Origin of the sequence: Streptomyces fagopyri (genome assembly GCF_009498275.1) — a bacterium.
Classification (GTDB): domain Bacteria; phylum Actinomycetota; class Actinomycetes; order Streptomycetales; family Streptomycetaceae; genus Streptomyces; species Streptomyces fagopyri.
Genome location: NZ_CP045643.1, coordinates 1,204,163 through 1,216,572 on the forward strand (window position 1 = coordinate 1,204,163; position 12,410 = coordinate 1,216,572).

Consider the following 12,410-nt stretch of genomic DNA (forward strand, 5'->3'; position numbering starts at 1 on the left):
GGGGTCAGTCGATCCCCGGTACCCGGGCGCCGGAGGGGACACCGGCGTCGAGGTAGGCGCGGTAGATCTCCGGCCAGGGCGCTCCGGCACCGGCGTGCGGACCCGGGGAGTGTCCACCGCGGGCCTTCGTGTCGAGGGCGGCGAGGCACACCTCCCAGCCTGCGCCGTTGCGGGCGGCGGTGTCCTCGGCGGCCAGCACGTCGGTGAGCGTCAGGTGCGTGCGCTTCTCGTCGAGGGCTTCCAGGTCGAAGCGCAGCTCGTCACCGCCCCAGTCGAAGGAGAGGTGCCGGGGCGGGTCGACGGCGAGGACGCGGCCCGTGGAGTCGGAGGTGTTCGGGTCGCCGCTGAACCTGATGGTGCCACCGGGGCGCAGCTCGATCTCCGCGCGGGACGGGAACCAGCCGGCCAGTTCCTCCGGGTCGGTCACGAACTGCCAGACGCGGGCGATCGGGTGGTCGTAGGTACGGCTGAAGCGGACGGCGGGGCGGCCGTCGTCGAGGGTGAGGTACGTGCCGGTGAGGGCGGTGCGTTCGGCCGACATGGTGGCTCAGTCCTTCGTGGAGGGGGTTTCGGGCTCGTCCGACGACTCCCCGGCCGCCTCGTCCAGACGGCGTCCGAGCCTGTCGAGGCTGTCGTTCCACAGCGTGCGGTAGGGGGCGAGCCAGGCGTCGAGCGCGGCGATCGGGGCCGGATCCAGCGCGTAGACGCGGCGCTGCGCGTCCTGGCTGACCCGGACCAGGCCCGCGTCCCGCAGCACCCGCAGGTGCTTCGAGGTGCTCGGCTGGCTCAGTCCGCAGGCCGCCACGATCTCTCCGACGGGGCGCGGGCCTTCCCGCAGCAGACCGACGATCGCGCGGCGGTGCGCGTCGGCGAGGGCGGTCCAGGGAGTGACGTCGGGCATGCGTTTCAATATGCCGCTTCGGTTATATGCCGGTCAAGGCATACACGGATCCCACCCCGGGACTCACGGTGTGACGGGTACCTCACCCGACACCCATAGCGAAACGTTGCCGTTTCGCAGACGGTGCCTTACCGTCGATGTGTACGAAACAGTTTCGTTTATGTCTCCGTCACCCCGAACGACTTTCCCTGGAGTGGTTCTCCCATGTCCCAGACCCTGACCGAAGGTGCCCGCAAGGGTTCCGTGGACTCACCGTCCGCGCCGTCGCCGAGGCGGTGGTGGATCCTCGCGATCATCGGCATCGCGCAGCTGATGGTGGTCCTCGACGCCACCATCGTGAACATCGCCCTGCCGTCCGCACAGGCGGGCCTCGGCTTCTCCGACGGCAACCGGCAGTGGATCGTCACGGCGTACTCACTGGCCTTCGCGTCCCTGCTGCTGCTCGGCGGACGCATCGCCGACCTCTTCGGGCGCAAGCCCGCCTTCCTGATCGGCGTCGCCGGATTCGCCGGCGCCTCCGTGCTCGGCGGCACCTCCACCAGCTTCGGCATGCTGGTCACCGCGCGCGCCCTCCAGGGTGTGTTCGGCGCACTGCTCGCCCCCGCCGCGCTCTCCCTGCTGAACACGACGTTCACCGACGCGAAGGAACGCGCCAAGGCCTTCAGCGTCTACGGCGCGATCGCCGGTGCCGGTGGCGCGGTCGGTCTGCTGCTCGGCGGTGTGCTGACCGACGCGCTCGACTGGCGCTGGACGCTGTTCGTCAACCTCGTCTTCGCGCTCGTCGCCTTCGCCGGCGGCTGGGTCCTGCTGAGCGCTCACCGGGACGCCGCGAACTCCAGGCTCGACCTGCCGGGGACGCTGCTCGTCTCCTCCGGCCTCTTCGCCCTGGTCTACGGATTCTCCAACGCCGAGACACACGACTGGAGTTCGCCGCTCACCTGGGGCTTCCTGGCCGCCGGTGGCGTCCTGCTCAGCGCTTTCGCCCGGTGGCAGACCCGCGCGGAGCACCCCCTGCTGCCGATGCGCGTCCTGCTCGACCGCGACCGCGCCGCCTCCTTCGTCACCGTGCTGATCACCGGTGCGGGCATGTTCGGTGTCTTCCTCTTCCTCACCTACTACCTCCAGCTGAACCTGGGCTTCAGCCCGACCAGGACCGGTGTCGCCTTCCTGCCGATGATGGCGGCCCTGATGATCATGGCTCAGGTGTCCACCACCGTCCTGGTGCCCCGCATCGGCCCGAAGATCATCATCCCGGCGGGCTTCGCCATCGCCGTCGCCGGAATGGCCTGGCTGACCGGCATCGGGGTCGGCTCGGACTTCTCCACCGCCGTGCTGCCCCAGCTGCTCCTGATCGGCTCGGGCCTCGGCATCGTGATGCCGCCCGCCATGTCGCTGGCCACCAGCGGGATCGCGGCCGAGGACGCGGGTGTCGCCTCCGCGACGGTCAACACGATGCAGCAGGTGGGCGGTTCGATCGGTACCGCGCTGCTGAACACGCTCGCCGCGAGCGCCGCGACCAGCTACCTGGCCGGCAAGGACGCCACGGACAAGCTGGTCAGGGCGCAGTCGACGATCGAGAGCTACACCACCGCCTTCTGGTGGTCGGCGGGCTTCTTCGCCGCGGGCGCGGTCATCGCCTTCCTGCTCTACCGCCCCGGCGCCCAGCGGCAGGACCCGGACGCCGTGCGCGCCGTCCACATGTAGGACCCGTGTGATCACCCCGGAACCGAGGGGCCGCCGTCCGCAGGGGGACGGCGGCCCCTCCTCCCGTTCCGCCGGCCGCCGGCCGGGACGGCCCGCCCGCTCTGCCCGGCGTTCGTGATCCGCTCCGCCGCGGGCCGGTACACGACGAGCGCGTGCCGCTCCTTCTCCAGCCTCAACCCCGTTGGGGCGGGGATGACTTCACCGTCGTACGCGAGCGTCCGCGTGCCACCGAGCCCCTCCAGCCCGACCCGGGGCACCGCCTCGGCGCGGTACACACGCGAGCGCCCGAGGGTGCCAGCGAGGGCGGAGACCACCAGCCGGGTGCGGGCGAGGCGGTGGGCACCGTCGATCAGTCGCAGATCGAGGAGTCCGTCGTCCAGGCGGGGCCGGAAGACCGGCGCGAAACCCTCCGGCTCATAGCGCCCGTTGCCCGCGAAGAGCAGCCACAGACGTCGGTCACGGCCGTTGACGCGCAGTTCGACGGGGGTCGCGGTGCGCAGGACCCGTACCAGGGCGATGGCCGCGGCGGTCCGCTTGCCCCAGTGATCCTCCAAGCCCTCGCGGATCCGGACGAGTTCGGGGTACAGGCCGATGCTGAAGGTGTTGAGGAACCGTACCTCGCGACCGGCTCCCGGCCTCGCCACGCCCAGGTCCACCCTCACCGCCTCACCGCGGCCGACCGCGCCGGCGGTGTCCTCGAAGCCTGGTACGCCCACGTCCTGGGCGAAGTGGTTGAGAGTGCCGCCGGGGAACACGGCCAGCGCCAGCCCGCGTTCGGCGGCCACCCGTGCGGCGGCGTTGACACTGCCGTCACCCCCGCACACCCCGAGCGCGCCGCCCGACTCCGTGGCTCTCGTGACCGCACGGTCGAGCAGCGCGGCGAAGTCGTCGTCCGGGCCGCGCTCGATCAGTTCGGCGGCGGGCAGCAGCTCGCGGAGCCGCTCGACCGGCGACGACTTCCCGGGATCGGCCGGCCCCGCCCCGCGGTTGACGAGGACCACGAGTCCCGTGCCGCGGGGCAGCGCCGGGGCGGACACCGAGGGACGTTCGGGCTCCGGGAGCGCGGGACGCGGTGGCCACCAGCGGGTGGTGAGGGCGGCCGCCCCGACTCCGATCGCCACGCCGGCCAGCACGTCACCGGGGTAGTGCACCCCCACGTACACCCGCGAGAAGGCGACCGCCGCGGCGAAGGGCGCGACCAGCGCGCCGTGTCCGGCCGACTCCAGCGCGACCGCGGTGGCGAAGGCCGCGGCCGAGGCGGAGTGCCCGGAGGGGAAGGAGGTGGTGTGCGGCTGGCGGGTCAGGCGCCTGATCGGCGGGACGAGGTCCAGCAGCGGGCGGGGCCTGCGGGTGCTCCACTTGGCCACGGTGTTGACGCTCAGCGAGGCCAGCGCGAGCGAGCCCAGACCCCGCAGCGCCGCCCGCCGTCCGGTGACACCGCCCGCGAGCGCGAGGCCGGCCGCCGCGCCGAGCCACAGCCGTCCGTGGTCGGCGCAGTGGCTCAGGCGTCTCAGCGCCGGATCCGCGCCGGGCAGCCGCGTCGCCGCCACACGCCGGAACAGCCGTCGGTCCGTCTCACCCAGAACACTCATGATCCAGGGCTACGGTATCGGGCCGGACCCGGCATCCCCGAAGACTCGTACCGGTGACCCCACTGCTCCGCGCGGCGCCTCCCGCGCGGGCGGCGCCGGCCGGACCCGGTGCGCGGGGCGGCCTCATCCACCGCTCAGGGCCGGGGCGCCGTCCGCGCGGCTTCCACCACCCGAAGTGCCGCCTCCGTGGACCGAGTACCGTACGGGAAAGCCGACTTGAGTCCTTCCGGGCGGACCCGGAACATGCCGAGGGCCGACCGGAGGCCCCACTCCGCCCGGCCGACCCTCGGTGCGAGATCGCGCTGCGCTCCGCGACGGGGCTCGCACTCCCCAGCTACGCGCCCCGATCGATGCTCACGAAAAGCGCGCGATCCCGGTCTCTCAGAACGTGAAGACGGTCGTCCCGTAGGAGTTCTTCACGCACTCGTTCGCGAAGGTCCGTTCGTACGCGACCCGCTTGCCCTGCCAGACACCCGCGACCGTCACGACCACGGGATCGAACTGCTTCGTGCACAAGGCGCCGCCTCTGACCGACAGGGCGTCGAAGTCGCCTCCGGCTCCCCGGAGTTCGGCGCAGGCCTGGACGGCGGCGGGATGGGTGCCGGAGGCGGTCGGCGCGCAGTTCAGCGTGACCGCGCGTTCCGGTGTGGCGGTGTCGGCGCTCTGTCCGTGCCCCGTGGTGAGCACCAGGGCCGAGGGGGCGTACAGCCCGGCGGGGGCGAGGGCGGGGGCGTGGGCCGGGGTGGCGAGGGCGGACCCTCCGAGGGGCCCGCAGACGGCGGTGGCCGCGAGGGTGAGAGTCGCTGCCCAGCGCGCGGTGTTCGGCATTGTGTGCATCCTTCCGCTCGGTTGAATGCGGCACCGGCTCGGTGTGTGTCGGTGCGGCGAGCGCGAGTCTGCCGAGTCCACACCGGAAACACACATCGACCCCACACGTTTCGGTAACTTTGAGTATTGAATCACTGGCGCGAAGTAACGAAGCTCGAACGTTCGAGCCCCACAACGGCACGGCCGTTGATCGCCCGGGGCACCTTCCTGGCCGGATTCACCCGGCTCCGCAATAGGCCTGAAACATTCCGCTCAGCGCTCCGCAGGGCCCCGCCCCGCCCTCTTCAGCCCACGGCGGACACCGCCCCGCATCCCTTGCGCATCCATCACGCCGGAGTAATCGTCATTACATGATTACCGCAGAGCAACGCGAGCAGGTGCGCGGCTGGTTCGCCGGCCGCCTTCCCGACGATCTCTTCGAGAGCCTGACCGACGTGACCGTCGACCGCGAGGAGATCACCGTCGTCGGCCGCGTCCCGGAGCCAAGGCTCGCCGAGGGCGCCTCCGGCGCCGAGCGGGAGGCGGCCGTCAAAGCACGTGTCCAGGAGTTCCGTGAGCGCACCCGCGACGACCGGGTCGCGGTCGCGCGCGAGGCGGAGCACCGCTTCCGCAGGAAGGTGTCCTGGGGCGTGGAGTGCGGGGGCGAAAGCGCGCTGTTCACCCACGTCGCCGCACCCGTCATGACCCGGCTGCGCCAGCCCGAGCGCCAGGTGCTCGACACCCTCATCGCGGGCGGCGTGGCCCGCAGCCGCAGCGACGCGCTCGCCTGGTGCGTCCGCCTCGTCCAGCGCCACACCGACGACTGGCTGACGGAACTGCGCGACTCGCTCGAACACGTCGAGCGGGTCCGGGCCCAGGGACCGGACGCCGGCCCCAGGGACGCCGCGGCCGCCGGCACCGAAGCGGCACAGGAAGGGAGCCCTCAGGAGCGGGAGGAGTGAACGGGGGGTGACGCCGTAGCGACGGACCGCTCACCACTGTGGAGGAATCGTCCCGCGGCGGCCCGGAAGGTGGATGATCCGTCCTCTGGTGTCCGTGTTCCGCGACACCTTAACGTCGGCACACCCCACGAGGACGGCCTCCGCTCACGCCGCACACCCCAGCGGCGACAACCGGCCATCCCTCCCCCGGCGCCACCACGCGCTCCTCCGCCCGTCCGGGTACAGGTACTTCGCAGGAGCACTCTTGTCCGACAACTCTCCGACCGCCTCTCCGTCCGCCTCTCCGTCCCTCACCGAGGTCGAGACCTACGGTGTCGAACGGATCCCCGACGCGGACCGCAGCGCGTCCCCGCTCGACCTGTTCCGGGTCGCCTTCGGCGGCGCGAACACCTTCTCCACCTGTGTCCTCGGGGCCTTCCCCATCCTCTTCGGACTCTCCTTCTGGCAGGGGCTCGCGGCCACGCTCCTCGGCGTGGTGGTGGGCGCGCTGATCCTCTGCCCGATGGCGGTGTTCGGCCCGGTCAACGGCACGAACAACGCCGTAGCCTCGTCCGCGCACCTCGGGGTGCACGGCCGTGTGGTCGGCTCCTTCCTCTCCTTGCTCACCGCCATCGCCTTCTTCTCGATCTCGGTGTGGAGCTCCGGCGACGCCCTGGTCGGCGGCGCGCACCGGCTCTTCGGCCTGGAGCGCAGCAATCTGTCGTACGTCGTCGCGTACGCGCTGTTCGCCGGGCTGGTGCTCGCCGTGTGCGTCTACGGCTTCCGGTTCATGCTCTTCGTCAACAAGATCGCGGTGACCTCGGCGACGGTGCTCTTCCTGCTCGGCGCGGTCGCCTTCGCCGGTGACTTCGACCCCTCGTACGCGGGCGTCTTCACCGCCTCGGCGGACGCGGCCACCCAGTCGCTGTTCTGGCCGTCCTTCATCGGTTCGGCGCTGATCGTGCTGTCGAACCCGGTGTCCTTCGGCGCGTTCCTCGGCGACTGGGCGCGTTACATCCCGGCCGACGCGCCGCGCCGCAGGGTCGTCGGCGCCGCGTTCCTGTCGCAGATCGCGACCCTGCTGCCGTTCGTCTTCGGCCTCGCCACCGCGAGCATCATCGCGACGAAGGCTCCGAAGTACGTCGACCCGGGCGCCCCCGACTTCGTCGGCGGGCTGCTGGCCATCTCCCCGAGCTGGTTCTTCCTGCCGGTGTGTCTGCTCGCGCTGATCGGCGGCATGTCGACGGGCACGACCTCGCTGTACGGGACCGGGCTCGACTTCTCGTCGGTGTTCCCGCGGCTGTCGCGGGTCCAGGCGACCCTGGTGGTGGGGGTGCTGTCCATCGCCTTCATCTTCATCGGCCGCTTCGGTCTGAACCTCGTCCAGTCCATCTCCACGTTCGCCACGATGATCATCACCTGCACCACCCCGTGGATGGTCGTGATGATGCTGGGCTTCTACACCCGGCGCGGCTGGTACGACCCCGACGCGTTGCAGGTCTTCAACCGCCGCCAGCGCGGCGGCCGTTACTGGTTCTCCCACGGGTGGAACTGGCGGGGCATGACGTCGTGGTGGGTGGCCGCGGTGATCGGTGTGCTGTTCACCGACATCCCGGGGCAGTTCGTCGGACCGCTGGGCGACCTGGCGGGCGGCGTCGACATCAGTCTGCCGCTGTCGCTGGCCGTCGCCGCGGTGCTGTTCCTGACGCTGCTGCGGGTCTTCCCCGAGCCCCGGGCCGTGTACGGGCCGCGGGGCGCGCGACTGGCCCGTACGGTCGACGTCCCGGTCCCGGCCATCACCGGGCCCGGCGCGGAGACGGACGGCTCACGGCCGGACGGCTCGACGCCGGTCCTCGCCGCCGAGGGCAGCTGATGGACTCCTGGATCGATCTGTCCGTGCCCGTGGTCACCGGGATGCCCGTCTATCCCGGTGACCCGCGGGTCGAGGTGACCAGGGCGCTGACGGTCGCCGAGCACGGTGTCAACGTCCTGCGGCTGCACATGGGTTCGCAGTCGGGGACGCACGTGGACGCGCCGTACCACGTGGACGAGTCGTGGCCCGCGCTGGACGATCTGCCGCTGGAACGGTTCGCGGGTGCGGCCGTGGTGGCCGACGTCCGGGGTCTGGCGGCACGCGAGCCGATCACCCCGGACCACCTCGCGCCGGCGCTCGGTCTCCTCGGGCCGGGACCGGCCGGGATCCTGCTGCTGGCCACCGGGTGGTCGGCGCACTGGGGCACGGACCACTACGCGGCGCACCCCTGGCTCACGCCGGAGTCCGCCCAGGCCCTCGTCACCGCGGGCGTGCGCACCGTGGCCGTCGACGCCCTGAGCGTGGACCCCACGGGCGGGGCGGAGCTGCCCGCGCACCGTGTGCTGTGCGGCGCGGGTGGGGTCATCGCCGAGAACCTGACCGGACTCGACCGGCTCGCCGAGGCGCAGGCGGCGGGCCGGCCGGTCGAGGTCTTCCTGTTTCCGCTGCGCCTGCCGGGAGCGGACGGCGCACCGGTCCGGGCCGCGGCCCGCGTCGGTGACCCGGTCCAGGGGACCCGGCCGGGGGGCGGTTCACCTCAGCTACCGGGCTGACGGGTCTGAGCGGCGGGACCCGGCTCAGGGCCTGATCGTGCGGGCGATGTCCAGGGTGAGCCGTTGCCAGGCGTCGCGCGGGTCGCGGTCCGTCAGTTCGCGGATGCGGCGCAGGCGGTAGCGCAGGGACTGGGCGTGGAGATGGAGTTCGCGTGCGGCGGCGTTCGCCGAACCCGTGTCGAGGTACGCGGTGAGCGCCGCCAGCAGGTGTCCCTGCCCCGGATCGGTGAGCGGCCCGAGCACCAGGCGGGCGATGGTGTCGGGGGGCGCGGCCGGGTGGCCGCCGAGCAGCGCGAGGACATGGGCGTCGGCGTCGGTGAGGAGGCGGCCTCCCCGGTAGGCGTGGCCGGGTGCCGTGTCGAGGGCGTCGGCCGCCAGCCGGTGGGCGACGGCGATCCGGTCCGGGCTCTCCGCCGTGATCGCGCAGCCGCGCAGGTCCAGTGCGCGCAGCGCCGTCCCGGCCCTCGCGGCGGCAGCGGCGGGCAGCAGCAGGACGGCGCGGTGACCCCGTACGGTCGTCGGCGAGGTGACGTCGGGGGCGCCGGTGGTGCCGAGCGCGTCCAGCAGGGCCGTCACCACGTCGTGGGTCATGTCGGGGCGGTCCGGGCCCGCCGGCTCCGCCACCAGCAGGCACGCGGGGCCGGGGAGCTGGACGCCCAGCCGGGCCGCGCGGTCGGTCAGCGCGCCCGCCGTGGCGTGCCGCCCCGCGATCAGGTCGTCCAGGAGCAGTCGCAGCGCCCGGTCACGGTCCGCGGTGAGGTCCTCGCTGGTGGCGGCGTACGCGGTGGCCATCTCCTCGGAGAGGGTGTCGAGCGCGGTCAGCAGCATCCTGGTGAGCGCCAGGGCGTCCGTCGCGGTCAGCCCTGGCGCGCGGGCGGCGATCTCGTCGGTGAGGACCGTCGCCGCGACCCGGTAGGCGCGCAGCACCGCCCGCACGGGGCGCCCGTCGGCCGCGCGGGCCGCCGCGATGCCCCGGAAGCGCCGCAGGTCCGACGGTCCGAGGCCGGCGTCGGTGGCCCACAGGTGGAGCAGCCGCTCCAGCCCCCAGGCCGCGATGGCCCGTACTTCCGGCAGCCGGCTGTCGTCGAGGGCGGCGTAGGCCGGGACCTGTTCGTGCACGGCGGCGACGACCGCCTCCACGACACGCGGGTCGGCGACCATCTCCTGCCGGACACGTTCCCTGACGTCCACGGGCCTCTTTGTCACCTGGTGATGATCTCAGCCGCGCGATGTGCGCACCATGGTGGACGGGCCTTGTCACACTCGCCAGGATCGACGGCGTACAGCGCGATCTCAGGGACGAGAGGCGGGACGTACGGATGGCGAAGCACTGGGCCGATTTCCAGTACGAGATCTATCTGAACGGAATGACGGGCGCCGTGCCGCGGCTGCCCACCGATCTGACCCGGCTGGAGGAGCTCACCGAGCAGCGGCTCGGCCCCGGTCCGGTCGGCTATGTGGCGGGCAGCGCGGGCAACGGCAGCACCGCGCGGGCGAACCGGGCGGCCCTCGACCGCCGCCGGATCGTGCCGCGCATGCTGCGGGACGTGCACGAACGCGACCTGTCCGTCGAGGTGCTGGGGCGCGCGCTGCCCGCGCCGCTGGCGCTCGCGCCGGTGGGCGTGCTCTCGATCATGCATCCGGACGCGGAGTCCGCCGCCGCGCGGGCCGCCGCCGCACAGGGTGTCCCGTACATCCTGTCGTCGGCGTCCAGTACGCCGATGGAACAGGTCGCCGAGACGATGGGCGACGCGGAGCGCTGGTTCCAGCTGTACTGGGCGAAGGACCGCGAGGTCACCCGGAGCTTCCTGGACCGGGCGAAGGCCGCCGGATACACGGCCCTGTTCGTCACGCTGGACACTCCGTTGCTGGCCTGGCGTCCGCGCGACCTCGACCAGGCGTATCTGCCGTTCCTGCACGGCGTCGGCACCGCGAACCACTTCTCCGACCCGGCGTTCCAGGCGGGCCTCGCCAAGCCGGTGCACGAGGACCCGAACGCGGCGGTGATGCACTTCGTGGGGATGTTCGCCGACCCCGCGAAGACCTGGCCGGACCTGGCCTTCCTGCGGGAGAACTGGGACGGTCCCATCGTCCTCAAGGGCATCCTGCACCCCGACGACGCCCGGCGCGCGGCCGACGCGGGAATGGACGGCGTGGTGGTCTCCAACCACGGTGGCCGGCAGGTGGCGGGTTCGGTGGGGGCCGCGGACGCGCTGCCCCGGGTGGTCGAGGCGGTCGGTGACCGGCTGACCGTCCTGTTCGACAGCGGCATCCGCACCGGTGACGACATCTTCAAGGCGCTCGCCCTCGGCGCGCGGGCCGTCCTCGTCGGACGGCCGTACGCCTACGGGCTCGGTCTCGACGGGCAGGCGGGTGTCGAGCACGTGATCCGCTGTCTGCTCGCGGAGTTCGACCTCACCCTCGCCCTGTCCGGACACTCTCGCCCCGCCGGTCTCGGCGCCGACGACCTGATCGAGGAAACACTGTGAAGAACGTACTCGCCGTGGTCTCGGCGCATGTGGGCGGTCGCGCCGCCGGAGCCGCGCTCGCCGGCGTGTTCCCCGGAGAGGCCCGGGTCACCGTCGTCGAGACGACCGACGAGGACCCCGGCGCGCTGCGCGAGGCCCACGTCGTCATCACCGGCCTCGCCCCCGTGACCGCCGAGCATCTCGCCGCCGCGCCGGACCTCGAACTGGTGCAGTGCGCCAGCCACGGCTTCGACTACGTGGACCTGGACGCCGCACGCGCCAAGGGGGTACCGGTGTGCAACATCGGCTCCAGCGGCGCCGAGAAGCAGAACGTGGCCGAGCAGACCTTCGCCCTCATGCTCGCCCTCGCGAAGCAGTTGATCCCGGCGCACACCGCGCTGGTCGACGCCGACTGGGCGCTGCCGAGGCTGCAACGGTCCATCACCGAGCTGTCCGGCAAGACCCTCGGCATCGTCGGGCTCGGTCACATCGGCGAGGAGGTCGCCCGCCGCGCGGTCGCGTTCGACATGTCGATCGTGTACGCCGGTCCGCAGTCCGTCGGCGCGGAGGCGGAGGCCCGGCTGGGTGGCGCCCGCCATGTCGAACTCGACGACCTGCTGCGGATATCGGACTACGTCACGCTGCACGCGCCGCTCACCGATACGACCCGTCATCTGCTGAACGCCGAACGCCTCGCGCTCCTGAAGCCCACCGCGTTCGTCGTCAACACCTCGCGGGGCGCCCTGATCGACCAGGACGCCCTCGCGGACGCGCTCGACGCGGGTGCCCTGGCCGGCGCGGGTCTCGACGTCTTCGACCCCGAACCGCCCACGGCGGCCCTGCGGTTGCTCAAGGCCCCGAACGTGGTGCTCTCGCCGCACGTCGCGGGCGTCACGCGCGAGACCCTGGTACGGATCGCGCTGGCCGCGGTCCAGAACGCCGCCGACTTCGTGGCGGGCAAGCCGCCCCGGGACGTGGTGTCGTAGGCGGCCCGGACCGTTCCCACGACGCGGCGCCGCACGCGACCCGGGCCATTCCCACGACGCGGCGCCGCACGCGGCTCGGACCGTTCCCGCGACCCGACCCGTCCTCACGACGCGGCCCGTTCCCGCGACCTGGCCCGCCGTCGCGACGCGACCCGTTCCCGAGACACCGCCCGCCCGACGGGCCGGTTCTCCCCGACGGGCGATCACCTCGCGCGGGCCCAGCACCTCAGGTGGGGGCCACCATGGCGGGCGGGCCGAGCACGTCGGACGGGTCCGTCCAGCCGGGTGGGCCCAGCGCCTCGGGCGACCCGACGACGACATGTGGGCCCATGATGCCGGCCGGGCCGACCGAGCCGGGCGGGGCGAGCACGTAGGCCGAACCGGCCCCTCGCCTTGCGGTGGGTCGCGGCCCCCCGGCGGCTCGT

At 72.7% G+C, this 12,410-nt stretch carries 12 protein-coding genes; 6 read left to right on the top strand and 6 right to left on the bottom strand.

The window, feature by feature from the left end; genetic code table 11:
• Positions 1-4: 4 nt before the first annotated feature.
• Positions 5-541: an SRPBCC family protein gene (locus GFH48_RS05105; protein ID WP_153287105.1), complete on the bottom strand. Its 537-nt coding sequence runs from the start codon at positions 539-541 to the stop codon at positions 5-7.
• 6 nt (positions 542-547) lie between these two features.
• Positions 548-901, bottom strand: a complete 354-nt coding sequence (locus GFH48_RS05110; RefSeq protein ID WP_153287106.1) for an ArsR/SmtB family transcription factor — start codon at positions 899-901, stop codon at positions 548-550.
• 204 nt (positions 902-1,105) lie between these two features.
• Here GFH48_RS05110 and GFH48_RS05115 point away from each other — a divergent pair, with 204 nt between their 5' ends.
• Positions 1,106-2,605, top strand: coding sequence for an MFS transporter (locus GFH48_RS05115; protein ID WP_153287107.1), 1,500 nt, complete (start codon positions 1,106-1,108; stop codon positions 2,603-2,605).
• Positions 2,606-2,616: 11 nt separating this feature from the next.
• Here the strand turns inward: GFH48_RS05115 and GFH48_RS05120 are convergent, their stop codons facing one another.
• Entirely contained in the window at positions 2,617-4,197 is a 1,581-nt protein-coding gene (locus tag GFH48_RS05120) for a bifunctional phosphatase PAP2/diacylglycerol kinase family protein (RefSeq protein WP_194280499.1), read from the bottom strand.
• Between the two features lie 381 nt (positions 4,198-4,578).
• A complete protein-coding gene (locus tag GFH48_RS05125; RefSeq protein ID WP_153287109.1) occupies positions 4,579-5,025 on the bottom strand; it encodes a protease inhibitor in 447 nt (148 codons plus the stop codon).
• A 350-nt stretch (positions 5,026-5,375) separates the two neighbouring features.
• Between GFH48_RS05125 and GFH48_RS05130 the strand changes: the two genes are divergently transcribed.
• From GFH48_RS05130 to GFH48_RS05140, 3 genes are all read left to right on the top strand, one after another.
• Positions 5,376-5,966 carry a hypothetical protein gene (locus GFH48_RS05130; protein ID WP_153287110.1) on the top strand — a complete coding sequence of 197 codons (591 nt, stop codon included), beginning with the start codon at positions 5,376-5,378 and terminating at the stop codon, positions 5,964-5,966.
• Between the two features lie 244 nt (positions 5,967-6,210).
• Entirely contained in the window at positions 6,211-7,818 is a 1,608-nt protein-coding gene (locus tag GFH48_RS05135) for a purine-cytosine permease family protein (protein ID WP_153287111.1), read from the top strand.
• On the top strand, positions 7,818-8,531 hold the full coding sequence (locus GFH48_RS05140) for a cyclase family protein (RefSeq protein WP_153287112.1): 714 nt from the start codon (positions 7,818-7,820) through the stop codon (positions 8,529-8,531). The genes GFH48_RS05135 and GFH48_RS05140 overlap by 1 nt, the downstream gene beginning before the upstream one ends.
• A 24-nt stretch (positions 8,532-8,555) precedes the next feature.
• Here the strand turns inward: GFH48_RS05140 and GFH48_RS05145 are convergent, their stop codons facing one another.
• Positions 8,556-9,737: a PucR family transcriptional regulator gene (locus GFH48_RS05145; RefSeq protein WP_153287113.1), complete on the bottom strand. Its 1,182-nt coding sequence runs from the start codon at positions 9,735-9,737 to the stop codon at positions 8,556-8,558.
• 113 nt (positions 9,738-9,850) lie between these two features.
• Here GFH48_RS05145 and GFH48_RS05150 point away from each other — a divergent pair, with 113 nt between their 5' ends.
• Positions 9,851-11,020, top strand: a complete 1,170-nt coding sequence (locus GFH48_RS05150; RefSeq protein ID WP_153287114.1) for a lactate 2-monooxygenase — start codon at positions 9,851-9,853, stop codon at positions 11,018-11,020.
• Positions 11,017-11,985, top strand: a complete 969-nt coding sequence (locus GFH48_RS05155; protein WP_153287115.1) for a 2-hydroxyacid dehydrogenase — start codon at positions 11,017-11,019, stop codon at positions 11,983-11,985. Before GFH48_RS05150 ends, GFH48_RS05155 begins: the two co-directional genes overlap by 4 nt.
• Before the next feature lie 226 nt (positions 11,986-12,211).
• Here GFH48_RS05155 and GFH48_RS05160 read toward each other — a convergent pair whose 3' ends face one another.
• Entirely contained in the window at positions 12,212-12,355 is a 144-nt protein-coding gene (locus GFH48_RS05160) for a hypothetical protein (RefSeq protein WP_153287116.1), read from the bottom strand.
• Between the last annotated feature and the right edge of the window lie 55 nt (positions 12,356-12,410).

What these genes read in the sequence shown, in the direction of transcription:
- GFH48_RS05105 (WP_153287105.1), bottom strand. Translation starts at nt 541, where the DNA reads ATGTCGGCCGAACGCACCGCCCTCACCGGCACGTACCTCACCCTCGAC.
- GFH48_RS05110 (WP_153287106.1), bottom strand. Translation starts at nt 901, where the DNA reads ATGCCCGACGTCACTCCCTGGACCGCCCTCGCCGACGCGCACCGCCGC.
- GFH48_RS05115 (WP_153287107.1), top strand. Translation starts at nt 1,106, where the DNA reads ATGTCCCAGACCCTGACCGAAGGTGCCCGCAAGGGTTCCGTGGACTCA.
- GFH48_RS05120 (WP_194280499.1), bottom strand. Translation starts at nt 4,197, where the DNA reads ATGAGTGTTCTGGGTGAGACGGACCGACGGCTGTTCCGGCGTGTGGCG.
- GFH48_RS05125 (WP_153287109.1), bottom strand. Translation starts at nt 5,025, where the DNA reads ATGCCGAACACCGCGCGCTGGGCAGCGACTCTCACCCTCGCGGCCACC.
- GFH48_RS05130 (WP_153287110.1), top strand. Translation starts at nt 5,376, where the DNA reads ATGATTACCGCAGAGCAACGCGAGCAGGTGCGCGGCTGGTTCGCCGGC.
- GFH48_RS05140 (WP_153287112.1), top strand. Translation starts at nt 7,818, where the DNA reads ATGGACTCCTGGATCGATCTGTCCGTGCCCGTGGTCACCGGGATGCCC.
- GFH48_RS05150 (WP_153287114.1), top strand. Translation starts at nt 9,851, where the DNA reads ATGGCGAAGCACTGGGCCGATTTCCAGTACGAGATCTATCTGAACGGA.